At 43.9% G+C, this 24,504-nt stretch carries 19 protein-coding genes; 10 read left to right on the top strand and 9 right to left on the bottom strand.

The genetic code is table 11. The features are described 5' to 3' along the window. Positions 1–386: 386 nt before the first annotated feature. From clpB to J5X94_RS02130, 5 genes are all read right to left on the bottom strand, one after another. Positions 387–2,984 (bottom strand): ATP-dependent chaperone ClpB, encoded by a 2,598-nt coding sequence (clpB, locus tag J5X94_RS02110; RefSeq protein WP_210539693.1) that lies wholly within the window; start codon positions 2,982–2,984, stop codon positions 387–389. A 330-nt stretch (positions 2,985–3,314) separates the two neighbouring features. Further along, positions 3,315–3,884 (bottom strand): L,D-transpeptidase family protein, encoded by a 570-nt coding sequence (locus tag J5X94_RS02115; RefSeq protein ID WP_210539694.1) that lies wholly within the window; start codon positions 3,882–3,884, stop codon positions 3,315–3,317. A 129-nt stretch (positions 3,885–4,013) separates the two neighbouring features. After that, positions 4,014–4,793 (bottom strand): SDR family NAD(P)-dependent oxidoreductase, encoded by a 780-nt coding sequence (locus J5X94_RS02120; RefSeq protein WP_210539696.1) that lies wholly within the window; start codon positions 4,791–4,793, stop codon positions 4,014–4,016. A 307-nt stretch (positions 4,794–5,100) separates the two neighbouring features. After that, on the bottom strand, positions 5,101–6,816 hold the full coding sequence (locus tag J5X94_RS02125; protein ID WP_194618806.1) for an AMP-binding protein: 1,716 nt from the start codon (positions 6,814–6,816) through the stop codon (positions 5,101–5,103). A gap of 188 nt (positions 6,817–7,004) precedes the next feature. Further along, complete coding sequence (locus J5X94_RS02130) at positions 7,005–8,123, bottom strand: DNA topoisomerase IB (protein ID WP_210539698.1); 1,119 nt, start codon at positions 8,121–8,123, stop codon at positions 7,005–7,007. 181 nt (positions 8,124–8,304) lie between these two features. Between J5X94_RS02130 and J5X94_RS02135 the strand changes: the two genes are divergently transcribed. Continuing rightward, a complete protein-coding gene (locus J5X94_RS02135) occupies positions 8,305–8,757 on the top strand; it encodes a GNAT family N-acetyltransferase (protein ID WP_210539700.1) in 453 nt (150 codons plus the stop codon). A 149-nt stretch (positions 8,758–8,906) separates the two neighbouring features. Here the strand turns inward: J5X94_RS02135 and J5X94_RS02140 are convergent, their stop codons facing one another. The 4 genes from J5X94_RS02140 to J5X94_RS02155 all read right to left on the bottom strand — a co-directional run bounded on the left by J5X94_RS02140 (position 8,907) and on the right by J5X94_RS02155 (position 11,825). Beyond that, positions 8,907–9,191 carry a pyrimidine/purine nucleoside phosphorylase gene (locus J5X94_RS02140; protein ID WP_210539703.1) on the bottom strand — a complete coding sequence of 95 codons (285 nt, stop codon included), beginning with the start codon at positions 9,189–9,191 and terminating at the stop codon, positions 8,907–8,909. Between the two features lie 44 nt (positions 9,192–9,235). After that, a protein-coding gene (gene prfB / locus J5X94_RS02145) for a peptide chain release factor 2 (protein ID WP_141629700.1) occupies positions 9,236–10,331 on the bottom strand; the annotation gives its coding sequence in 2 pieces (ribosomal slippage) (positions 9,236–10,258 and positions 10,260–10,331; 1,095 coding nt in all). Positions 10,332–10,447: 116 nt separating this feature from the next. Then, on the bottom strand, positions 10,448–11,158 hold the full coding sequence (locus tag J5X94_RS02150) for an HAD family hydrolase (protein WP_210539705.1): 711 nt from the start codon (positions 11,156–11,158) through the stop codon (positions 10,448–10,450). Between the two features lie 130 nt (positions 11,159–11,288). Next, the gene (locus tag J5X94_RS02155) at positions 11,289–11,825 is read right to left on the bottom strand and encodes a gamma carbonic anhydrase family protein (RefSeq protein WP_210539707.1); all 537 of its coding nucleotides are present in this window, start codon (positions 11,823–11,825) and stop codon (positions 11,289–11,291) included. A gap of 472 nt (positions 11,826–12,297) precedes the next feature. Between J5X94_RS02155 and carA the strand changes: the two genes are divergently transcribed. The 9 genes from carA to J5X94_RS02200 all read left to right on the top strand — a co-directional run bounded on the left by carA (position 12,298) and on the right by J5X94_RS02200 (position 24,475). After that, positions 12,298–13,530: a glutamine-hydrolyzing carbamoyl-phosphate synthase small subunit gene (gene carA / locus J5X94_RS02160; protein WP_210539709.1), complete on the top strand. Its 1,233-nt coding sequence runs from the start codon at positions 12,298–12,300 to the stop codon at positions 13,528–13,530. Then, on the top strand, positions 13,527–14,207 hold the full coding sequence (locus J5X94_RS02165; RefSeq protein ID WP_210539711.1) for a hypothetical protein: 681 nt from the start codon (positions 13,527–13,529) through the stop codon (positions 14,205–14,207). Before carA ends, J5X94_RS02165 begins: the two co-directional genes overlap by 4 nt. Positions 14,208–14,335: 128 nt before the next feature. Then, positions 14,336–17,614 (top strand): carbamoyl-phosphate synthase large subunit, encoded by a 3,279-nt coding sequence (gene carB, locus J5X94_RS02170; RefSeq protein ID WP_210539712.1) that lies wholly within the window; start codon positions 14,336–14,338, stop codon positions 17,612–17,614. Positions 17,615–17,966: 352 nt separating this feature from the next. Further along, complete coding sequence (greA, locus tag J5X94_RS02175) at positions 17,967–18,443, top strand: transcription elongation factor GreA (protein WP_189581294.1); 477 nt, start codon at positions 17,967–17,969, stop codon at positions 18,441–18,443. 523 nt (positions 18,444–18,966) lie between these two features. Then, entirely contained in the window at positions 18,967–19,881 is a 915-nt protein-coding gene (locus J5X94_RS02180; RefSeq protein ID WP_210539714.1) for a hypothetical protein, read from the top strand. Between the two features lie 334 nt (positions 19,882–20,215). Next, entirely contained in the window at positions 20,216–20,695 is a 480-nt protein-coding gene (locus J5X94_RS02185) for a hypothetical protein (RefSeq protein ID WP_210539716.1), read from the top strand. A gap of 122 nt (positions 20,696–20,817) precedes the next feature. After that, positions 20,818–22,086 carry a putative DNA modification/repair radical SAM protein gene (locus J5X94_RS02190; protein ID WP_210539718.1) on the top strand — a complete coding sequence of 423 codons (1,269 nt, stop codon included), beginning with the start codon at positions 20,818–20,820 and terminating at the stop codon, positions 22,084–22,086. 42 nt (positions 22,087–22,128) lie between these two features. Further along, the gene (locus J5X94_RS02195) at positions 22,129–23,001 is read left to right on the top strand and encodes a TIGR03915 family putative DNA repair protein (RefSeq protein ID WP_210539721.1); all 873 of its coding nucleotides are present in this window, start codon (positions 22,129–22,131) and stop codon (positions 22,999–23,001) included. 151 nt (positions 23,002–23,152) lie between these two features. Next, positions 23,153–24,475, top strand: a complete 1,323-nt coding sequence (locus J5X94_RS02200; protein ID WP_228293113.1) for a glycosyltransferase — start codon at positions 23,153–23,155, stop codon at positions 24,473–24,475. The last annotated feature ends 29 nt before the right edge of the window (positions 24,476–24,504 follow it).

Below are 24,504 nucleotides of genomic sequence, written 5' to 3' on the forward strand. Positions count from 1 at the left end.
CGCTAAAATTGCCCCAAACTAGGCGTAAACCGATGATAATGTCGAGACCTTAGCTAGGTTTGCAACAACATTTGGGGTGATTTTAGCATCAGCCTTTCAGGGCAGGACTATTTTTTGCCAATACATGGCGAAATTGTCTAACCTAGAACGACTAGGCATCAAAAATTTCACTGCGTATTGTCTAAAAAATAGCCACTGCCAGTTCCATGTTTGAATGTTCAACAGACCCTAGTCACTTATTTATAGCATAGTCCTGATATTTAAATAGTAAAAGAATGGTAGCGCAAAACGCGCCCCTAAACGTAAAAGCCCCTTATCTACGCTCGCAGATAAGGGGTTGAGTTTGAGAGTATAGTTAGCTCATAAAAACTTCAATGCTAGATTGATTAGCTCATTCTTAGCTTATCAAAGGTCAGCTTGTCATCAGAGCCAACATCGACTTTGATGATATCACCAGCGACAAAATCACCAGATAATAACTTCAATGACAATGGATTTTCAATCTCTTGCTGAATGGCACGTTTGAGCGGACGCGCACCATACACAGGATCATAACCGACCGCGACCAACTTATTCATCGCATCCGCTGATAGCTCGATATCCATCTCACGCTCATGCAAGCGCTGACGCAAACGATCCAGTTGGATAGTAGCAATACCTGCCATTTGTGACATACCAAGCGGATGGAAGACCACAATCTCATCGATACGGTTGACGAACTCTGGGCGGAAATGCTGACCAACTGAGTCCATGACCTCCGCTTTGATATCCTCGTAGCTTTCACCGACCATTTCTTGGATTTTATGCGAACCCAAGTTGCTGGTCATAATAATCACGGTATTTTTGAAATCTACCACACGACCTTGTGAATCCGTCAAACGCCCATCGTCCAATACTTGTAGCAAGATATTGAACACATCAGGATGCGCTTTTTCGACTTCATCGAACAATATGACACTATAAGGCTTACGGCGAACAGCTTCAGTCAACGCACCGCCTTCTTCGTAGCCAACGTAACCTGGAGGCGCACCAACCAATCGACTGACACTGTGTTTCTCCATGTATTCACTCATGTCGATACGCACTATCGAATCTTCACTGTCAAACAAGAAGTTTGCCAATGATTTGGTCAGCTCAGTCTTACCGACACCCGTAGGTCCAAGGAATAAGAATGAGCCAGAAGGACGATTGGGATCAGACAAGCCAGCACGGCTACGGCGTACTGCATTTGCTACCGCTTCAACTGCTTCATCTTGACCGATGACCCGCTCATGGAGTTTCTCTTCCATTGCCAGCATTTTTTCACGCTCGCCCTGCATCATTTTGTTGACTGGAATACCAGTCGCGGCCGCAACCACTTCTGCAATCTCGTTGTCTGTGACTTTATTACGTAGCAGTTTTACCCCACTACCTTCGCCTATCTGCTCTTTTTGTTCTGCCAAGTCAGACTCAGTGATACGGCGCTCTAGCTGCGGAATGGTTTCGTATTGCAGCTTGCTCATGGTCTCATAATCGCCTTCACGACTGGCTTTGTCATACGCAATACGGGCTTTATCCAGCTCGTCTTTTAGCTGCTGACTACCTTTGACCAGTGCTTTTTCTGCTTGCCAAATTTCATTGAGATCAGCGTATTCTTTTTCTAGCTCTTCAATTTGTGCATTGAGTGCTTTACGCTCTGCTTGCGCACCTGCATCTTCTTCGTTTTTGAGCACTTCACGCTGCATTTTTAGCTGAATCAAACGGCTATCAAGCTTACCTAACGATTCAGGCTTGCTGTCCATCTCCATCCGCAAGCGACTCGCGGCTTCGTCGATTAAGTCAATCGCCTTGTCTGGCAACTTGCGATCAGTGATATAACGGTGACTCATCCGCGCAGCAGCAATAATGGCGCTGTCTTGAATATCAACCCCATGATGCAGCTCATAGCGCTCTTTGAGACCTCGCAAAATTGCAATGGTGTCTTCAACCGTTGGCTCATCGACCAACACTTTTTGGAAACGACGCTCAAGTGCCGCATCTTTTTCGATGTACTTGCGATACTCATCTAGTGTCGTCGCTCCGACACAGTGTAGCTCACCGCGTGCCAATGCTGGTTTGAGCATGTTGCCTGCGTCCATCGCCCCTTCAGACTTACCCGCACCAACCATCGTATGCAGCTCATCGATGAATAAGATGACGTTGCCTTCTTGCTTGGCCAAATCGCTCAATACGCTTTTGAGGCGTTCCTCAAATTCACCGCGGAATTTTGCACCAGCGATTAGCGCGCCTAAGTCTAATGACAACACTTCTTTACGACGTAGACCTTCTGGCACATCACCATTAATGATTTTTTGCGCTAAGCCTTCGACGATAGCCGTCTTACCAACACCCGGCTCACCAATGAGCACAGGGTTATTTTTGGTACGGCGTGACAGCACCTGAATGGTACGGCGAATCTCTTCATCACGACCGATAACTGGATCTAGCTTTCCAAGCTCCGCCTGCTCGGTCAAGTTGATGGTGTATTTATTTAATGCATCACGCTGATCTTCTGCGTTTTGGTTATTCACCGTATCATCACCGCGTAGCTGCTCAATCACGACTTTTAGTTTGTTTGCCGTCACGCCAGCGCTTTCGAATATCTTTTTGGTTTCGCCTTGTTCAGCGAGTGCCAACATCACCCATTCAGTGGCGATGAAATCGTCGCCTTCTTTTTGCGCTTGCCGATCGGCCAAGTTCAAGATTTTGACTGAATTTGGGTTTAAGTTAACGTCACCTGTCGGCTCCGAAATGGTCGCTTGATTGTCCAATGCCTTTGCGACACCGTTCTTTAACGCTGGAATAGACGCACCTGCTTGTTGGCAGATAGACAAATTAGATCCATCTTGCAGCAATATGGCAAGCAGATGCACAGGATCGATACCTGTATGATCGCGACCTAGGGCTAGGCTTTGTGCTTCTTGAATAGCGGATTGCAGTTTTTGGGTAAATTTCTCAAATCTCATATTCACATCCTTTTATAATTAGTATTTACAGCAGATGCTTTATAGTCTAGCGACTACTGTTATCTGTCATTTATATAAGGTATATATGTTCTTATTTCAAGCCAATTATCAAATAAAACCTTACTATAAGCAATGATATTTAGCTTTGACTATTGATTAATATCATTTAAGTGTATTTTTAAGAGGGATTAAAAGGTATGAAGAGGAAAGCAGTGCTATAAAAAAGCGAGCAGAAGGCCAGTAAAAGTACGACAAAGAATAGAATAAGCGAGTCTGACACCCTATCTGATTGATATAGAATTAAGCCGTATCATTGGAAATTCAATCGCTTTACTCTACGATTTCAATCATGGTGCCTACTTTGACTGCAGCCATGATTTCATCCATCTCATCGTCGGTCACGGCGATACAACCATCCGTCCAGTCGCGTTTTTGATTGAGCCATGCTAAATGACCAAAGCCATTCATCTGACCATGAATCATAATATCACCGCCCGGATTGACACCAAGTGATTTGGCTTGCGCTTTATCAGCCGCATTTGGATAACTAATATGAATGGAGCGATGGGCAATAGAGTTTTCATTTTTATAATCTAAAGTATAGTTGCCTATGGGTGTACGTTCATCGCCTTGTTGCTGCTTGTGTCCTATCGGGCTGTCACCCAATGCAATATGATAAGTACGAATCACATCATCGCCGCTCAATAATTGCAAACGACGTTCAGATTTATCGACAAAGACTTTATCAATAATAACGTTATTAGCAATGGGTTGCTTTTTTTCTACAATATGCTTAACCGCAGCAATGGCACTAGTGCTAATAATAGCAGCAAGGCTAATTCCTATTGCAATCAGTAACCAATTTGCACGCTTGCTAGCATGTGGAAGAAAAAATGACATAGGCTTTAATCCTTATAACCAACGCTCAATAATAGTGAGTCATAATATATCAAAGCACCATGCCAATTTTTGTGAAAACTTCGTGAATCACATCGCAAAAATCTTATTTTTTATAAGAAACTAATATCATTAGACCATACGAATGGCACCATCAAGACGAATGACTTCACCATTTAGGTAGGCATTATCAATAATATGGTTGACCAGTTTGGCAAATTCATTAGGATCACCCAAACGTTTGGGATAAGGCACGCCAGACTCTAATTGCTCACGCGCCTTTTCAGGAATCGAATCCATCATTGGTGTGGCAAAAATACCGGGCGCAATAGTCATCACTCGAATGCCGTGACGTGCCAGCTCACGAGCCAGTGGCAACATCATACCGACGACGCCAGCTTTGGACGATGCATAACTTGCCTGCCCCATTTGCCCGTCAAAGGCCGCAATAGACGCAGTATTAATAATAATACCTTGATCTATGTTCTTTTCTACGTTATTGGCATTAGCCACTCTTTTGGCAATACTAGACGCGACTAAGCGCGCTACGTTAAATGAACCGACCAGATTAATATTAACCCCGCGGCTAAAAGCCTCAAGATCTGCTGAATTGTTTTCGCGATCTAGCAGCTTTTGTACGACAGCGATACCTGCGCAATTAATCGAGCCGTGGATAGCGCCGAACGCTTCTTCAGCAACAGCAACAGCCGCTTGCACCTCCTCACCACTGGTGACATCACAACGTACAAAACGTGCGTTATCTCCCAGCTCGTTGACCAATGCTTGTCCAGCTGATTCATTCAAGTCAGCGATGACGACATTACCGCCTTGAGCGACTAGCGCACGAACCACTGCTTCGCCTAAACCTGATGCACCACCTGTGACCAAAAAGCTGTTTTTTTGAATTTGCATGAATTTTCCTTAATTATTTATTATTTGATATTTTCAGTGTCAGTCTATGTTAATCAGCTTATGTTAAATAGCCTCATCATAAAGAATCTCTATTTTAACGAAATACTATCTAGGGCGTGTCATCATTTAGATTGTGAGGCTTAAAATGAGGAAAATTGCAGCCAAACAAGGAAGAAATTGCCGTAAATATGAACATATTGACAAGATTTCTGACGATGTTTGGCTAAATTTAGCCATTTTAAGACCACTAAATGTATTCATGTGCTAATTGATGACGCGCCCTAATACTATATATTGCAAAACGCCCTTATCCGGCAGATAGACTGCGCAGCAAGAAGCGTTGAATCTTACCACTTGGGGTTTTTGGTAGTTCGCTCACGAACTCGACCTCACGCGGATAAGCATGAGTCGATAGACGCTTGCGCACCAAATCTTTAATTTGCTGAGCGATTTCTTCAGAGCCTTCGATGCCATCTTTTAACACCACATAAGACTTGATTGTATGTCCACGCACTTCATCTGGCACGCCAACTGCTGCTGATTCTGCAACCGCTTCATGCTCTAATACGGTATTTTCGACATCGGTAGGTCCTACACGGTAACCTGCGGTAATAATGATGTCATCATCACGTCCTGAGAACCAATAGCTACCGTCACTATGACGCTCAACCACATCGCCTGTTAAGTAATAATCATCTGCAAAGGCTTGCTTCTCATTCCAGCTGTACCCTTGGAAATAAAACGCGGGCGACTGACTGACCACAACGGCTAATTGCCCTTGCTCACCATCCGGCAGCACGTTCATATCGTCATCTAATACCACTAACGTATGACCTGGTAACGCCATACCCATAGAGCCAACTGGACATTCATGTGCCAGTGCATGATGAGCACAGCACGTCATGCCTGTTTCTGTTTGCCCATATTGGTCTTTCACTTGACACGTCAGATAGGTTTCTACCCAGCTTACGACTTCGGTATTGAGCGTTTCCCCTGCTGAGTTGGCACAGCGTAGAGATAACTTGGCATTGGTATCCTTATGAGCGTCTTCATCAACATTGTCGAAAATGCCGCTAGATTTCATCATTCGGAAGGCGGTTGGTGAAGAGGCCAAATTGGTGATCTGATGCCGCACCATAAAATCACGTGTATTGGCAGCATCAAAGCCCGCTTCATTGAAATACGTGGTAACGCCAAGTAATAAAGGCCCTGTGATTGCATAGTACAATCCATACGCCCAGCCGGGATCAGCCATGTTCCAATAATGATCGTCTTCACGTAGATCAATGGCATAACGCATATACAAGTAAAAGGCAGGTAACGCTGCTAACGGGACGCTCACACCTTTTGATTTACCAACCGTACCTGAGGTGAACATCTGCAAAAATGGCGCATCGGTATCGAGGGATACTGGCTCCATCGTCTGTGGCTGTGCTTCCATAGACTGGCTATAATGATCGTCACCCCATGTCTGAGCATCCTCTATACTGCCGACCAATACCATTTTGGTTTGCTCAGCCAAATCTTCAAACTTGCTGCGGTTATCTAGATTGGTAAATACAACCTTGGTGTCGGCCTTGTCCATCCGATATTTGATCGAATCATAGCCAAAAGCGGTAAATAGTGGCTGGTATACAGCCCCGATGCGCCATGTTGCCAATACGACAGTGAGCAGCTCAGGCGTACGTGGTAGCATAGTCGCTACCTTATCACCCGCTTTTACGCCATACGACTGTAGTAAGTTAGCAATTTGAGCGCTCGCTTTATCAAGCTCACCAAAGCTCATGCGCGTTATATTGCCTGCGGCGTCTTCGTGTACTAGCGCAGCATTGTCAGCGCGGCCATCACGTACATGACGACCACAGCAGGCCATATAGGCATTTAAACGATCATCAACATGCTCGCCAAAGATTTCTGACAGCAGTGTATTCATGTCGAAGTTATTATAATAATCGGTATAATTTTTTGGCGTGACTGAGGCGTCTGTATCAGCGATCGTAGCGGTTTGAGAGGCGGTGTTCATAAGCTAATCCTTTAGCAATAGCAGGTAACGGGTAAAATGGTATTTATGATTGTAAAACGGTCACATCCTATAGACCGTTTCATAGGTTCGTATTTATTATGCTCTATTAGTAACGCATTTTTGCACTTATTTCAATACATAACGTATCATTTTTATTTTTAGGTATGGAGTGTTTAATCATTATTAATTTAATTTAGTGTGCTTAAAAATCCAATCAAGGCTTTCTCTTCACAACTTTGATATTTTTTCGTCCGTCCACGGCGGGCTTGTTTGTAAGGCTCAAAAAACTGCCCTGCCAAAAAACGCTCAATGACAATGGGATGAATATATGAGGCACGACATACGGTCGGTGTATTACCCAGCTCTGCTGCCACGCTTTTTACCATATCAGTGACCAGCTTTTGACGCTCAGCGCTTTCTGGCGCACTGGCAAGTATGCTAGCGCCTGCTATCGTTTGTAGCTCGTCATGTAGATAGCTTGCTGCGAGCACACTTGCCATCCATGTGCGAAAATCCTTTGCACTATATAGTTTGCTCTCGCAGTCCATACCGCTAGTATGCATTCGCAAATAATCATTGATATCGCTACTATCGACGACTTGCTTATGTCCATCGTCATCTAAGTATTTGAATATCTGATAACCCGGCAACTCAGAACATGCCTGCACAATATCTATCAAACGCTCGTCTTGCAGCTCAATATGATGCTCCTTTGCGCTTTTTCCGACAAAATCAAACGCCAATCCAGTGTCCGTTTCGCTCACGTGTTTGCTACGTAATGTGCTCAGCCCATAGCTTTTATTTTGCTTGGCATAGCGACTATTACCGATACGAATCAAGGTGGTCTCAAGTAGCTTAACCACTGCGGCGAGCACATTGGTACGAGACAATGATTCTGCCTCTAAGTCTTTTTCGACCTGTGCTCGTAGATTGGGTAGCGCCTCTGCGAAGCCTATCATCGCATCGAATTTGGCTTGATCACGAATGTTATTCCATGACGGATGATACAAATACTGCTTACGGGATTTTTCATCTCGTCCTGTCGATTGTAGATGGCCTTTTTCATCTTGGCAGATCCAAACCTCTGACCACATTGGCGGTATCACCAACGCATCAAATCGCTGGCGCAACGCTTTATCTTTGACCGTTGCGCCCGTTGCATCACGGTAAGTAAAACCACGACCCCAACGTCTGCGCGCATAACCGGGTTCATCGTCACTCACATAGCGCAGATTAGCGCGGCTGGCAAGATACTCATAATCATGGCGCACATCTCTTATCATTGTTTGCTCGCCTGCCTTAGTCATAGAGTCCTACACCTTTGAAAAGTAATTGTTTTAGCATAATTAACTGCGATTATTTTTGCTGTTTATTTGACACAGACAAAGTGTAATCCTGTGTAAAAACTGCACCATAAAAGGCTTATCAATTATGATTTACTGAGTTATAATTAAACATATGTCCATCAATAAAACTGAGTAAAAACCTATGGAAAATCCTTCTATAAAAATCATGCCATTATCTAATGCAGATTACGACCTTTGGTTAGTGTTGTGGCAACGCTATCTAACATTTTATGAAACCAATTTGCCAATGAGCACGACTGATACAACATGGCGCAATTTGCTAGATAGCAATGTAGATATTTATGGATTTGGAGCATGGCAGGATGATACGCTGGTAGGTATTACCCATGTGGTGCTGCACCCCAATACTTGGAATAGTACCGAATGTTGCTACTTGGAGGACTTGTACGTTGATAAATCTGTACGTGGGCAAGGCGTAGGACGCGCATTGATTGAACAGGTCTATGACTTTGCACGCCAGAAAAACTGTAACCGTGTCTATTGGACCACTCAAGAAGGCAACATTGCAGCGCGTAAACTCTATGATGCAATCGCCACCCAAACGGATATGGTGCAATACCGTAAAAACTTATAATATTGATTAGGACGTGTCTTCAATTCACTTAATAGTCATCCAAATAGGCTAAAGATGGCTAAATTTCTCTCAAAAAATACCCACAAAAAAACGCCAAGCATAAAATACTTGGCGTTGATTGTTCTGATAGAACTAAGACTTAGAGACTATTATTTACCATACACACATAAATAAGCAGTTTCGACTTCTACTTTAACATTGAACTTTTTATCGGCTTCAACGGTAAATTGCTCGCCAGCATTAAAGGTTTGCCACTCGTCACTCTCTGGTAGCTTGACGGTCAGTGCACCGCTGACCACACTCATGGTCTCAAATTTGCTGGTGCCAAACTCATACTCACCAATGGACATGACGCCGACAGTCGCAGGCTTAGTCGCTGTCTGAAAAGCAATAGAAGTTACTTTATCATCAAAATAATTATTAACGCTTGGCATAATTTTTCCTTAAGTAAATTTTGATTAATATTTTAAAACGCTCTTTATAGTCCCGCTTTTAGACTTGCTTCAATAAACTGATCAAGGTCGCCATCTAGTACCGCACCGGTGTTAAAGGTTTCGACGCCAGTACGCAAATCTTTAATACGCGAGTCATCGAGCACATAAGAGCGGATTTGACTGCCCCAACCGACGTCGGACTTGCCATCTTCAACCGCTTGCTGGGATTCCATACGCTTTTGCATCTCTAGCTCATAGAGCTTAGCACGCAACATTTTCATCGCCGTCGCTTTATTACCATGTTGGCTACGCTCGTTCTGACAAGTGACCACCACGCCACTTGGCTCGTGGGTGATACGTACCGCAGAATCGGTGGTGTTTACGTGCTGACCCCCAGCCCCCGATGAGCGATAAGTATCGATACGCAAATCTGCTGGATTGATATCAATCTCGATATTATCATCAATTTCAGGTGAGACAAAAACGGCAGCAAATGAGGTATGACGACCATTATTGCTATCAAATGGTGACTTACGTACCAAGCGATGGACGCCAATTTCGGTACGCAACCAACCAAAGGCATAGTCACCTTTAATCTCAATCGTTGCTGACTTAATACCCGCGACGCTACCTGATGATACTTCTATAACGTCAACCTTGAAGCCATGCGCTTCCGCCCAGCGCGTATACATACGCAGCAGCATCTCTGCCCAATCTTGTGCTTCGGTACCGCCACTGCCTGACTGGATATCTAGGTAGCAGTTATTCGGATCCATCTCACCGCTGAACATCCGGCGGAACTCTAAATCAGCAACGCGTTTTTCAGCATTATCTAGCTCGCTTTGCACGTCAGCAAGCAACGACTCATCTTCTGCTTCTACCGCCAGCTCTAGCATCGCAGACGCATCTTCTAATGTGGTCTCAAGCGAAACGACGACATCGATGACCCCATCAAGATGACTTTTTTCTTTATTAATTTTGGTCGCACGCTCTGGATCGTTCCAAATATCGGGGTTTTCTAATTCTAAATTGACTTCTTCTAAGCGTTCTTGCTTACCATCGAAGTCAAAGATACCTCCGCAAATCCTGCCCACGCTCTGATAAATCTTTAATTTGTTCTTGATACGGATTGATTTCCATAAAGGTTCCTGTTTTTTTAAATAAGTGTCTAACGAATCTACCGCTATTTTAAATGAGATTGATGCTAAACGCTTGGCTAATTATGACTGCCTCTACGTTAACGCGCTTTAAATTGCCTAAATTGACCAGTCTTCCACTGCCCAGCGATGCGCTAACGCATGTGCATGTAGGGCATCATCAGGTGACACACAAATCGCCACATCTGCCCATTCGAGCAACGGAATGTCGTTTTTAGAGTCTGAGTAGGCATAGGTTTTATCAAAGCTCACGCCTACTGATTTTTGCTTATCAAGCCATTTATTAAGATGGTAAATCTTACCTTCTTTAAAGTTGGGCTGGTCTGTTAATTTACCAGTATAGCGTTGGTTTTTTATTTCGAGCGGGGTCGACAACACATTGGCACCTTCAATACCGAAACGTTTGGCAATGGCAGAGACCACAAAATCATTGGTCGCAGAGATAATCACCACATCGTGCCCTTGCTCAATGTGCTGACACAGTACTTCCATCGCTTTTGGGCGAATATGCGGCTCGATTTCGCTTTTGATATAGTCTTCACGCAGCTCATGCAACCGTGCCAATGGCAATGTGGTCAAAAATTGCGCGACAAATTCATTGTATTCTGTGGCATCTAGCGTACCTTCGATATACTGTTCATAAAATGCTTGGTTAGCCGTGCGATATTGCGCCTCATCTACCAGCCCATTATTGACGATATACTCACCCCATAGATAGTCGCTGTCGACATCGAGTAGTGTGTGATCTAAATCAAATAGTGCCAGTTGTTTTTGTGGCTTTGGTTGGTTTTGTGCTGGATTTGCCTGCATGGTGAGACCTTATCGTTGTTTGCTAAAAAATACCAAGAACTGAAGAAAAAATATAAATAGTTTAGGACACGCCCTAATAAGACCGTCAATTAAATCACGGCTCAAACCGAACCAAAACCATCTTATCCCGTTAATCTGGCATCGCTATTTCAGTCAGACCTTCCTTATAAGTCTCACAGAGTTGAGCATAGTGGTGTGCTGACATTTTTAGCATGGCGGCTTGCTCATCGGTCAGCGTCTTGACGACTTTGGCAGGCGCGCCCATCACCAGTGAATTGTCTGGAATAATCTGACCTTCAGTAATCAAGGCTTTGGCCCCAATGAGACAGTTTTTGCCGATTTTGGCATTATTAAGTATCACAGCACCAATGCCAATCAAACTGTTATCACCAATCTCGCAACCATGTAGCATAGCTAGGTGACCAACAGTGACATAATCACCAATGTTGGCTTCGATACCTAAATCAGTATGAATAACGCTGTTTTCTTGCACATTGCTATAATCACCAATATGAATGTGACCAACGTCGCCGCGTATCACTGCACCAAACCAAACGCTGGCTTTATGCCCTAAATATACATCACCGATCACTTGTGCTGAGTCTGCCACCCAACCGTTGAATGGCACTGCAAACTTAGGGGTTTTGTCTAAATATTGATAAATCATAACGATTCCTTGTCATCTTCATTATAGTTATAAAAATTGGGTTTATCGCTGCGCTGTCCATTGTGGCAAAGCCCACTGCTAAAATCCAGCGCTATTAATGGACGCTTGATTTCGAATTTGATAAAAGAAGAAATAACTTATGGCTACTTAGGCTATTTTCTGATTTATTGTTATTGCCTATATAATGACTATTAATCCAAGGAATCGGCTAGCCATAGCACCCTATTTTGTATATAATACGCAAAATCTGTGCCTAAGCGAGCGGACATGATGCAAGTTACCTATTCACTATCTAGTGGGTTTTGTAGTTTTCATCAATAATGTCTTCTCGCTTTTTTGTGGAAAAATTTTGTGTATCGCCCTTTTATTATCTTTATGTGGCAATAGTCAGATACCGTAAATAAAGGGATACGGAGCAATATTTCGACCAGCAAAACATGATGGCACTCACCAATAATAGCGGAGGCAACCCTTGAATTCATCGGCAGAAATACAAGCAATTTTGGCATTAGCAGACGGTACGATTTTTCGTGGTATCAGTATCGGCAGTCTCGGTCATCGTGTCGGTGAGGTGGTTTTTAATACAGCCATGACAGGGTATCAAGAAATCCTAACTGATCCGAGTTATGCGCGTCAGCTGGTCACCCTCACCTATCCGCACATTGGCAATACTGGTACCAATAGCGAGGACACAGAGTCTGGCAATGGTCACAAAGTATGGGCAGATGGTCTTATTATCCGTGATGCCACGATGGTTACTTCAAATTTTCGTAACTCAGAGTCATTAAGCGACTATTTACAAAGTCATAATACCGTCGCTATCGCTGAAATTGATACGCGTCAATTGACTCGTCTACTACGTGATAAAGGCGCTCAAAACGGCTGTATCATGACCGCCTCTAACGGCGAGACTATCAGCACAGATGATGAGCAACAAGCCATTAAACTGGCGCAAGCGTTTGCTGGTATCGAAGGCATGGACTTGGCAAAAGAATGCTGCACTAAAGAGAACTTCGAATGGACAGCGGGTTCATGGGATTTATCAGACACCCTACTCAACCGTGATGCTGTTGGCAGCCACGATAGTGGTACAGGTGGTTTCTTTAAGCAATTAAACACGCACGTTGAGCACAAATTCAATGTGGTCGCTTATGACTTTGGAACCAAAACCAATATCCTACGTATGCTGGTTGATCGCGGCTGCCATGTAACGGTAGTACCAGCACAAACGCCTATCGCAGATGTGTTGGCGATGAATCCAGATGGTATCTTCTTATCAAACGGTCCTGGTGACCCTGCTGCTTGTGATTATGCCATCGATGCGGTGCGTCATATTATTGAACAAACCAATATTCCAACGTTTGGCATCTGCTTAGGTCATCAGCTGGTTGGACTTGCCAGCGGTGCAAACACCATCAAGATGAAAACAGGCCATCATGGCGCTAACCATCCAGTACAAGACTTGGCAACTGGCACGGTTATGATTACCAGTCAAAATCATGGTTTCGCGGTTGATGAAGACACGCTACCAGACAACGTTAAATCTACCCATCGCTCATTATTCGATGGTACTAACCAAGGTATCGAGCTGACTAACAAGCCCGTCTTTAGCTTCCAAGGTCACCCAGAAGCCAGCCCCGGCCCGCATGATTGTGCGCCGTTGTTTGATAAGTTTGCGGATATGATGGCAACTGCTAAATCATGAGAAACTTTATCAAAAATGGCTTTTTGATTGGAATATTAGCAATTAGTTTGTCGGCATGCACTACCACCAAACCAATTGTTGACCATCTTAACCTACAAGATCAGCAGAAATTGACTGTGCCTAATGCTGAGGCAACAAGCAAGCCAGAACTGAGCTTTGAAAACAAAAAAGAGTTATTAGCAGAAAAAATTAGGCTTGCTGATTTTTCTATTAGAGCAATAAGCGATCCTAAGTTTGTTAATGCTCTATTATCTGATGATATTAGCCTAAAAGAAGAAAAACAGTGCGTTTTCAATAATATCGATAGAGAAGCTTTCTATGATCTCTCTAGTAGTATGATTGAAGAGTTAGTAGCTAAGAACCCTGAACATATTGATTTATATTTAGGCAAACTAGATTTACTCATCTCTATCGCTGATACTTTCTATAGTTCTCCAAATGCTATTGAGTTTGATGAGAAGGATTTATCGGCTTCTCCTGCACTGAGTCTTCTCACAAAGAAAGAGGCTTCAGTGTTCAAAGAAATGATTGTAGATGAACGCTATAAAGACTTATTAGTTTCAGTAGGTCAGCCAGTCAAAGAAGATGGTTCTATTTTTGATTCCGCCTCTATGAAATTTTTTCTTTTAGGAGTTTTTGTAGGAGACTCTGAAAATAAGTGCAAGCTTGCACGCTGAATATTTTTAGAGAAAGCATCTTTGAAGATATTATGATTTTGGGTTAAAAAACACAGCACCGTAAAAACTAGGCTTATTACTAAATACCTTGAGAATTCAAACCCGCCAAAATAGGACTTAAAAACACTATGCCAAAACGTACCGACATAAAAAGCATTCTTATCATTGGCGCAGGCCCCATCGTCATCGGCCAAGCATGTGAGTTTGACTACTCAGGCGCGCAGGCGTGTAAAGCACTAAAAGAAGAAGGTTACCGCGTCATCCTGGTCAACTCAAACCCTGCGACCATCATGACTGACCCTGCCATGGCGGATGCCACCTATATCGAGCCGATTACTTGGCAAACGGTTGAGCAAATCATCGCCAAAGAACGTCCTGATGCTATTTTGCCGACGATGGGTGGTCAGACCGCTCTAAACTGTGCACTAGAGTTGGACAAGCATGGCGTATTGACCAAGTACAACTGCGAGTTGATTGGCGCGACCAAAGACTCGATCGAGATGGCAGAAGATCGCAACTTATTTGATAAAGCCATGAAACGTATCGGCCTTGAGTGTCCACGTGCTGAAACCGCTGAAACCATGGAAGAAGCCTTTGCGACCCAAGAAAAAATGGGCTATCCGTGCATCATTCGTCCTTCATTTACGATGGGTGGCTCAGGTGGTGGTATCGCGTATAACCGCGATGAGTTCATCGAGATTTGCGAGCGCGGTTTTGACTTATCACCAAACCATCAGCTACTTATCGATGAGTCACTAATCGGTTGGAAAGAATATGAAATGGAAGTGGTTCGTGACAAAAACGACAACTGCATCATTATCTGTGCGATTGAGAACTTTGACCCAATGGGTGTGCATACAGGCGACTCTATCACAGTTGCCCCTGCACAGACTTTGACGGACAAAGAATACCAAATCATGCGTAATGCGTCATTAGCCGTACTGCGTGAGATTGGTGTGGAAACAGGCGGCTCAAACGTACAGTTCGGTATCAACCCTGATACGGGTCGCATGGTCGTCATCGAAATGAACCCACGTGTATCACGTTCATCAGCATTGGCATCAAAAGCCACTGGCTTCCCGATTGCCAAAATCGCGGCAAAACTGGCGATTGGTTATACGCTAGATGAGTTGCAAAACGATATCACTGGTGGCAAAACGCCAGCCAGCTTTGAGCCTGCGCTTGATTATGTTGTGACCAAGATTCCTCGTTTCAACTTTGAGAAATTCGCTCAAGCAGACAATGTGCTATCAACACAGATGAAGTCAGTCGGTGAAGTCATGGCGATTGGTCGTAACTTCCAAGAGTCGATGCAAAAAGCGTTACGCGGTATGGAAACTGGCAATGATGGATTTGATGAGCAAATTGACTTTGCCGCTATCAAAGACGGTAGCCTTAGTACTGACAAAGCTCGTAGCGAGATTCATAATCGCTTAACCATTCCAACGCCTGAACGCATTTATTATATTGCTGATGCTTTCCGTATCGGTATGAGCGTCGATGAGGTCTTTAACTTAACCAAAATTGACCCATGGTTCTTGGTACAAATCGAAGACATCGTGAAAACCGAAGCGCAAGTTAAAGCGTTAGGTTTTGGCGGCTTAAATGAGAAAAACCTACGTAGCTTTAAACGTAAAGGTTTGTCAGATTTACGTTTGGCTAAATTGCTTGGTATCTCACAAAAACAACTACGCAAAAAGCGTTGGGATTTAAACGTCTATCCAGTCTATAAGCGCGTCGATACCTGCGCGGCAGAGTTTGCCACCAGCACCGCTTATATGTACTCAACGTACGATAGTGAATGTGAAGCCAATCCAACCAATAACAAGAAAATTATGGTCATCGGTGGTGGTCCAAACCGTATCGGTCAAGGCATCGAGTTTGACTATTGCTGTGTACACGCAGCCCTTGCCATGCGCGAAGACGGCTACGAAACCATCATGGTCAACTGTAACCCTGAAACGGTTTCAACCGATTATGACACCTCTGACCGTCTCTACTTTGAGCCAATCACGCTTGAAGACGTGCTTGAAATCGTCCGTATCGAAAATCCTGATGGGGTTATCGTACAGTTCGGCGGTCAAACACCTTTGAAACTGGCCCGTGCTCTTGAAGCTGCTGGCGTCAAAATCATTGGTACGAGTCCTGATGCGATTGACCGCGCAGAAGATCGCGAACGCTTCCAGCACATGATTCAGCAACTGAATCTTATTCAACCAACCAATGCCTTGGCGACGAGCTTAGAAGATGGTTTGGTCAAGGCAAAAGACGTTGGCTATCCATTAGTTGTACGCCCATCATATGTACTTGGTGGTCGCGCGATGGAAATCGTCTACAACGAAGATGAGCTCAGACATTATTTGCGTACCGCGGTACAAGCCTCTAACGAAGCGCCAGTATTGCTCGATCGCTTCTTGGATGATGCCATCGAAGTCGATGTTGACTGTGTCAGCGACGGTACCGATGTGGTGATCGGCGGTATCATGCAGCATATCGAACAAGCGGGCGTCCACTCAGGTGACTCAGCCTGTTCATTGCCGCCTTACTCATTATCTAAAGAGTTATGCGATGTCATGCGCGCGCAAACGGTTGCCATGGCAAAAGAGCTTGGCGTCATCGGTCTGATGAACGTACAGTTCGCGGTAAAAGGCGAAACGGTTTATATCTTAGAAGTAAACCCACGTGCCGCCCGTACCGTACCGTTTGTCTCTAAATGTATCGGTACGTCGTTAGCGCAAATCGCGGCTCGCTGTATGGCTGGCACCTCGCTAGAAGACCAAGGATTTACCACTGAGATTGTTCCGGCATTCTTTGCGGTCAAAGAAGCGGTCTTCCCATTTGCTAAATTCCCTGGTGTTGATCCAATCTTGAGCCCTGAGATGAAATCAACCGGTGAAGTCATGGGTGTGGGCAAAACCTTTGGGGAAGCATTCTACAAAGCGGTCATCGGTAGTAATGAGCGTCTGCCAGGCTTGCCGACTGAAGGCGAAACCAAAACCGTCTTTATCTCGGTGCGTGATAGCGACAAAGCGCAAATCGCTCCAATCGCTCGTCAGCTCGCAGGCTTTGGTTTTAACATCGTCTCAACCACGGGTACGCAAAAGATATTGAGCGACGCCGGTATTGAGTGCAAGCAAATTAACAAAGTCACTGAAGGCCGCCCGCATATCGTTGACGCCTTGAAAAATGGCAAGATCGACCTTATCATCAACACGACTGAAGGTAAGCAGGCACAAGAGGATTCGTTCTCTATTCGCCGTAGCGCGCTACAAGGCAAAGTATTCTATGTCACCACCTTGGGTGCGGCAGATGCGGTTTGTAAATCTTATACGATTGACTTGCCATTTGAAGTTTACAAACTGCAAGATTTGCATGAGCAAGCAAAGACTATTGACGTGGCTGAATAATTTCAGTAGATTAAGCATAACCGTTAGGCTTACTCAATCGCTTATTCGAGACTGATTAATCGTTTTAACATGACAACAGTGCTTAAAGACGATACCTTTGACATGGTAGAACCAAAAAGCAACATGATAGACCCAAAAGCATAGTGGCTAAACTGCGACTATGCTTTTTATTACGTAAGCTTAAGTGCGTATGGTATTGAAATTAATGACTTATAATTGACAGATAATGCATTTGTCAAACACGCTCAACATCACCCTTTTATATTTTATACCCATTGCAATGATCCCAACACCATCTCACTATTCACTAGGAGTAGGAGGTGGTGTGGTGTTATTGGTTTAAGGAAAAAACATGCAACGTTATCCCATGACTCCGCAAGGACACGCGGCTTTAGAAGCCGAATTGAAACAGTTAAAAAGCATCGACCGTCCACGCATCACCGCTTCTATTGCTGAAGCACGCGAACACGGCGATCTCAAAGAAAATGCTGAATATCACGCCGCTCGCGAGCAGCAAGGATTTTGTGAAGCCCGTATTCGTGATATCGAAGCCAAGCTTGGCGGTGCTCAAGTCATCGACCCAGCGACGTTAACGCAAGAAGGTCGTGTGGTGTTCGGTGTGACCGTGGTGATTGAAAACATGGACACCGAAGAAGAAAAGCAATACAAAATCGTTGGTGATGATGAAGCCGACTTTAAAGCGGGCAAGATTTCGGTCAATTCACCGATTGCTCGTGGTCTGATCGGTAAGTTTGAAGGCGATGAAGTGCGTATCGAAACGCCAAAAGGTGTGGTCGAGTACGAATTGATGAAAGTTATCTACGACTAGCGCGTGTCCTCATTTTAAAAATAAGGATAAAAGTCTATTGCTACCTTTATTAACTGTCACTTTTAGACAGCAGCTCTTTTTATAACGACTGAGATAACCACTGAAATAATTATTAAAATAGTCACCAACTGAACAGATCCATCGACTCGCCAAAAACGATACGACTCATACAATGCCGGTTACACAATGCCGCTTTTCTAGTCTATTTGTTTTAGCGCATAATTGTTTGAGTTTGCAGTGTGGCGCATTTTTGCTGCACTTTTTCTGAAAATAATGATGGATTGATAGTTAATACTGGCTATCGTCAGTACTGATACCCTCGTTATTTGGCATACTTTATGGTGTCATTTAACGGGGGTTTTTTATTTAGATGTGATTTATTGTTGTCTTGTAGTTGATTCAATTTAAAAGTAGTACAAGGCAACCGAGTGTCGAGGTATATTTAATGCTTCAAGCGAGGTTAACGCAGTCATACTTTTATAGTGGAGTGACTATACTTACTGTTATTTTTGAGGAGTCTATTATGACCATGAAATTTTGTACACCAACAGCAATAACCCCTACTGTATCGGCACTATTAGCAGGTATAGTACTTGCTGCATCTTCAGCGCATGCTGCACCTGAATTGACTATTAACGCATCTGCTGGCGGTAGCACCACTGTGGTCGAGCAATACTCTGATGGCAAAACAGCCACTATCACTGCGACACCGAACGGTATCACGATGCAGGATGGCATGCCTTATGCGGTGACTCAAGTAACGACTGTACCACGCTATGTGGTTCGCCAAGGTGTTAGTAATGGTATGAACAATACGGTCATTACTCAGGGCAGCACAACCGTCACTAGCGTACCTGTGACCAATCGAGCGACCAATACCGTCTCCAATGTCGACGTTATCACTACGCCCATCAGTACCGTGACCCAAGTATTACCTGTTGCAACTGCTACTCAATTGCCTGTTCTTAATGCACCAGCGACGACAGTTATCACCAATCAACCGGTAAGTAATCAAATAACAATGACTACTTTAGACACTTTACAGCTGACACCAACGTTTAGTACACCAGATGTCGTTAATGCACAAACCAAAGTCATGAAGATATTAAAGAATAAAGACGGTCGTGAAATGGCCGTGCCTGCCAATCATATCGCCCCCGGTGACGTCATCGAATACCACACTACTTATACCAATACCACCGCGCAGCCAGTCAATGACATCAATGCGATGGTGTCATTACCAAATGGCGTGCAGCTGGTGTCATTAAACAGCCCACTACCGACGCTTGCGACAACGGGTGGCGACAGCTATCAGACCATTCAACAAGTGGGCAATACTGTCGTTATCAAAGAAAACTACTCTGGACTAAAATGGAACTTGGTCAACCTTGGTTCTAATGCAGCCCAGACTGTCGTTATACGTGCGAAGGTTCAGTAAAAGTACGCCATAAAAATCATCATCAATAACGCATTGACAATATTGTGGTACAGCATTATAAAAGTTAAGAATTAATAAAGGTCTTACGCGCTATTTTTCTAGCCTGTGAGGCTTTTTTTATATCCGTACCTTATTCATTAACAACCGACCTTTTGCTATAGCGCTATTAATTCAAAACAAATATCTGGTAATTATTTGCATGTATAAACTTACTCCTCTCTATTCATTGGCTTGTATCATTTGCAGCTGTATTGTAAGCGCTACATCTTGGGCTGAAGCTACCGAACCAAAATTTGACACTAGCTTTTATATGTCGAAAATTTGTACTGCATATATGAGTAAAGATGGTCATGAATATTGCGATGATGGTTATATCCTTAAAAGCGAAACCTCTGAAGACGGTCAAGTAAAAGAAACGATGCTTATGGATGGAATGGGTGGCTACGGTTGGAATCATACTTCACTTAAAAAAATCGATAAAGATACTTATCATGTTTATGTTGGCTGCGGCAATCCGTGCGGTGCTAATATGCTATTTGGTCGTGGCGGTGAGGAACAATACTTCGATTTGTATTTTGATATCGATGCAAAAAGCAGATGTACTGTTGAATATGATAATGACAAGAATCTATGGGTTGCCCGTCATTTTTTCTCCGATAAAGAAGTAGCTTTACCTTCAACTCATGGCAATAGTGAATCTGCGATTTATCCCAAGTACGATGTTGAATTTGATAAAAAAGGACATCTGATTGTTAAAAAAAACTTCTCAGAGGAAGTGGTTCAAACGTTGCCTAATCTCTGCTCCTCTAATTAAAAATCTCATGAACAGCACGACAACAGTTGTCGTATAAAATCGACATTTCTCTCATTATTACAGTGACTTACCTTTAGTTTTGATAAAATAATCTTTCATTACTGCATTGGTAAACACCGCTTATGGCAACCATCAATTATGAACGACTACAGGGCAAACTAAACATCTTAGCGGACGCTGCTAAGTATGACGTTTCTTGTTCCTCCTCTGCTGGTACCCGTAAAAACCAAGGCGGTGGCCTCGGTGACGCCTCAGCAACTGGTATTTGCCATAGCTATACCGAAGATGGGCGCTGCGTTAGTTTACTCAAAATTCTGCTGACCAATCATTGCATTTACGACTGCGCTTATTGCACCTCGCGCAAAAGTAATGACACCCCACGCGCAGCTTTTAGTGTTGAGGAAGTCGTTGATTTAACCATGCAGTTTTATCGTCGTAACTATATCGAAGGGTTATTTCTTAGCTCAGGCATCTTTAAAAGCGGCGATTATACGATGGAGCGCTTGGTCGAGGTCGCCAAGATATTACGTACTCGTGAGCGTTTTAACGGCTATATCCATCTAAAAACCATTCCGGGCGCGTCAAAAGAATTGCTGTTAGAAGCAGGGCTTTATGCTGATCGTTTGAGCGTCAATATCGAAATTCCGACCAAATCGGGCTTAGCTTTACTCGCTCCAGAGAAGTCGCATGATGAATTAAAAGCACCAATGGAAACGGTAAAAGAAGAAATCATTACCATCCGTGAGAGCCGTAAAACGCATAAAAAAGCACCGAAGTTTGTGCCAGCAGGTCAAACCAGTCAAATGATCGTTGGTGCCAGTAATGAGACCGATTTGCAGGTCATTCAGCTATCGAGTCATTTTTATAAACAATATGATCTCAAGCGTGTTTATTATTCCGGCTATGTACCGATGCTGTCTGACAGTCGCTTGCCAGCGATTGGAACGCCTGTGCCGATGGTGCGAGAGAATCGTCTCTATCAAGCCGATTGGCTGATGCGTTTCTATGGTTTTGGCGCGCATGAAATCGTCGAACCAGAATCGCCATTTTTGGATTTAGATTGCGATCCAAAATTGGCTTGGGCAATCCGCCATCGTGAGCATTTTCCGGTTAATATTCAAACCGCGACTTATGAGATGATTGTACGCATCCCAGGTATTGGTACCAAGACGGCTAAAAAGATAGTGAAAGCGCGCAAGTTTAATCAGTTAACGCTTTATCATTTAAAAAAGATGGGCGCGGCGGTCAACCGTGCCAAATACTTTATTGCCACCACCGGTAAAAATGAACACCTCGCCCACTTAACCCGCGATAACTTCCGTCAATATGTACTGGCACAAACTCAGACTAAGTATAAAGATCAACGCAGTGGTCAGTTGGCGCTGTTTTAATGAGTACGGTTTTGATTGCCACTATTCTAAATAGGAACATAAATGTCACAACTGATGCAAAGCCATGACTATATTGTCGGTCACTTAACGCCCAGTATTGTGCTTTATGAGCCAAGTTTTGAAGGTTGGCTCAGTGCCGTTTTTTATGTCTATGCCAATCGGTTACAAGAAGATGAATCCCTACAGTTAATTGCTCAAGATTCTTATGTGCCCTCATTGATCTCTGAAGCGAGCAGTGTTGCTACAGATGAAGACCATGCTGAACGCGTATTAACCAAGCTACATAAGCTATTGGGGCGTTCAGGTATGCGCAATATTCTGTGGGGATTTTTATCAGAAAAAGACAATATCGGTACGACATTGTTTCAGGTGATTAAATACGCTATTGACTATCCTAGCCGCCATATTATGGAAGACCTCGGTAACCTGAGTGTTTTGGAGTTAGTACAAACCGTCAAATCCGTCGGTCGTGAGAAGCATCGCATGGAAGCCTTTGTGCGTTTTGAGCATACGACCGATGATATTTATTTTGCCCGTGTTGAGCCTGACTTTAATGTGTTGCCTCTAATCGGAGAGCATTTTCGTCAGCGTTATCAAGACCAGCATTGGGCTATTTACGATCTGACTCGTAACTATGGCATCTATTATGATAAAAGTAATAGTACGCCCAAACGCCCCGCTGCCCTGCAAACGATCACTGACCTTGATGACGCGGTACTACGCAATCCTGCCAGCATCCATAGTCCTGATGAGCAGCGTTATCAAAGATTTTGGCAAGGTTACTTTACCAACGTCAATATCAAAGAGCGCAAAAACCCTAAGTTGCATAAACAGTATCTACCGCAGCGCTATTGGAAATACTTGAGTGAAAAGCAAGTACTGCCCGATGCTGAGCACTTGCGAAAACGACGCTAACGGCTCTTATAGGCTTTTAATCCCAGCATTTATACTTATATATTTTAAAAACCAGCTGTCTGTCATCATCTTTTTATCTTGATGGTTGAGTTTTTAGCGCTTTTAACTGACAATAGCAAATTGATATTACTAACCGGTGACCCACGCTATTATGAAAGTTATGCGCTTACTGTCGTCTTTGAAGCATGATGAATCCGAGCGCGGCATTTTTCATCTTGGGCGTGCATTGGTCAAAAATGAGCACACGTCTATCATTGTCTCAAGCGCTGACGAAGACAATGATTTGGTTAGGCGTCTCAAACGTGATGGCAATATATACCATCAGCTACACATGAATAAAAAATCTTGGCTGTCGTTGCTGCAAGTCTCATCGCTTCGACATCTGATTGAAAAGTACGAGCCTGATGTGATTCATGTACATTCGCGGACACCGGCATGGATATTACATTTGGCACTGCGCCGCGCACGAGTCAGGCGTTTGCCAAAGTTGGTATCGACCATGTATGGTTTTTATCCTATTAATAAATACTCACAAGCGTTGCTCGATGTCGACACGATTATTACGGTGTCTGATAGTGTCACCAACTATCTAAAAAAGGGACTGCGCCGCGAAGATGTCGATCCTACGATCATTAAGCGCATCTACCGCGGTATCGACACCCGTCGCTATCCTTATCGGCACAATCCATCTGTCTATTGGCTACGGCACACTTTCGCTGAATATCCTGAGCTTGAGCATAAAAAGTGGCTGGTGTTTCCGACGGTGATTGGTAACGAATACGGTCAAGAATGGCTCATCGATATATTGGGCAATCTGCAAGAACAGTTTCCTAATATTCATGCCATCATTATGGACGATGATTTTAGAGATGGTGATGTCGCGCATGAAGATTTTCGCCAACGTAGCAATACATTGGAGCTGGCTGAGCGCATTACTTATGTGGGTAGTAAGCGTAATGATATGCGGGAATGGCTATCGGCGGCCAACATCGTCATGGCGCTTGCAAATGAGCCTGAATCTATTGGTATTAATGCCCTACAAGCCATCCACCTAGGCACGCCCGTTATTGGCTGGGATCAGGCAGCATTTAGTGAAATTCTACAGCCGCTCTACCCGCAAGGCTTGGTAAAAAAATACAATGCCAATGCCCTATGCAAAGCCGTTAGGAACCAGCTAGAAAGCGTAACGCGTCCAGAAATGACCAACAAGTTTACGATGCGCGAGATGATCGAAGAAACGCTGGCGGTATATCAAGGTCTGTATGATCATGCACTTGCAGAAGAACAAGCGAAAGCCGATGCTATCGCAGTACGAAGAATCAAAAAAAGTCTCAAAAAACCTGCTAAGCCTATTCTTAATGTCGCCGTCAAAAACGTCGAACCCGTCAATAAAAATGCAACAGTCAAACTGAGCAAAGAAGCGTCTAAAATAGTGGATACAGCAGAGATAGCCGAAGACCATCAAGAGCCATAGACGCCATGTATCATTCAATACATGTAAAA

The organism is Psychrobacter sp. K31L (assembly GCF_017942195.1).
In the GTDB taxonomy this organism is placed as follows: domain Bacteria; phylum Pseudomonadota; class Gammaproteobacteria; order Pseudomonadales; family Moraxellaceae; genus Psychrobacter; species Psychrobacter glaciei.

What these genes read in the sequence shown, in the direction of transcription:
- J5X94_RS02190 (WP_210539718.1), top strand. Translation starts at nt 20,818, where the DNA reads ATGGCAACCATCAATTATGAACGACTACAGGGCAAACTAAACATCTTA.
- J5X94_RS02150 (WP_210539705.1), bottom strand. Translation starts at nt 11,158, where the DNA reads ATGCAGGCAAATCCAGCACAAAACCAACCAAAGCCACAAAAACAACTG.
- J5X94_RS02125 (WP_194618806.1), bottom strand. Translation starts at nt 6,816, where the DNA reads ATGAACACCGCCTCTCAAACCGCTACGATCGCTGATACAGACGCCTCA.
- J5X94_RS02165 (WP_210539711.1), top strand. Translation starts at nt 13,527, where the DNA reads ATGAGAAACTTTATCAAAAATGGCTTTTTGATTGGAATATTAGCAATT.
- clpB (WP_210539693.1), bottom strand. Translation starts at nt 2,984, where the DNA reads ATGAGATTTGAGAAATTTACCCAAAAACTGCAATCCGCTATTCAAGAA.
- J5X94_RS02155 (WP_210539707.1), bottom strand. Translation starts at nt 11,825, where the DNA reads ATGATTTATCAATATTTAGACAAAACCCCTAAGTTTGCAGTGCCATTC.
- J5X94_RS02195 (WP_210539721.1), top strand. Translation starts at nt 22,129, where the DNA reads ATGTCACAACTGATGCAAAGCCATGACTATATTGTCGGTCACTTAACG.
- carB (WP_210539712.1), top strand. Translation starts at nt 14,336, where the DNA reads ATGCCAAAACGTACCGACATAAAAAGCATTCTTATCATTGGCGCAGGC.
- J5X94_RS02115 (WP_210539694.1), bottom strand. Translation starts at nt 3,884, where the DNA reads ATGTCATTTTTTCTTCCACATGCTAGCAAGCGTGCAAATTGGTTACTG.
- J5X94_RS02200 (WP_228293113.1), top strand. Translation starts at nt 23,153, where the DNA reads ATGAAAGTTATGCGCTTACTGTCGTCTTTGAAGCATGATGAATCCGAG.
- J5X94_RS02140 (WP_210539703.1), bottom strand. Translation starts at nt 9,191, where the DNA reads ATGCCAAGCGTTAATAATTATTTTGATGATAAAGTAACTTCTATTGCT.
- J5X94_RS02185 (WP_210539716.1), top strand. Translation starts at nt 20,216, where the DNA reads ATGAGTAAAGATGGTCATGAATATTGCGATGATGGTTATATCCTTAAA.
- J5X94_RS02135 (WP_210539700.1), top strand. Translation starts at nt 8,305, where the DNA reads ATGGAAAATCCTTCTATAAAAATCATGCCATTATCTAATGCAGATTAC.
- J5X94_RS02180 (WP_210539714.1), top strand. Translation starts at nt 18,967, where the DNA reads ATGACCATGAAATTTTGTACACCAACAGCAATAACCCCTACTGTATCG.
- J5X94_RS02130 (WP_210539698.1), bottom strand. Translation starts at nt 8,123, where the DNA reads ATGACTAAGGCAGGCGAGCAAACAATGATAAGAGATGTGCGCCATGAT.
- greA (WP_189581294.1), top strand. Translation starts at nt 17,967, where the DNA reads ATGCAACGTTATCCCATGACTCCGCAAGGACACGCGGCTTTAGAAGCC.
- J5X94_RS02120 (WP_210539696.1), bottom strand. Translation starts at nt 4,793, where the DNA reads ATGCAAATTCAAAAAAACAGCTTTTTGGTCACAGGTGGTGCATCAGGT.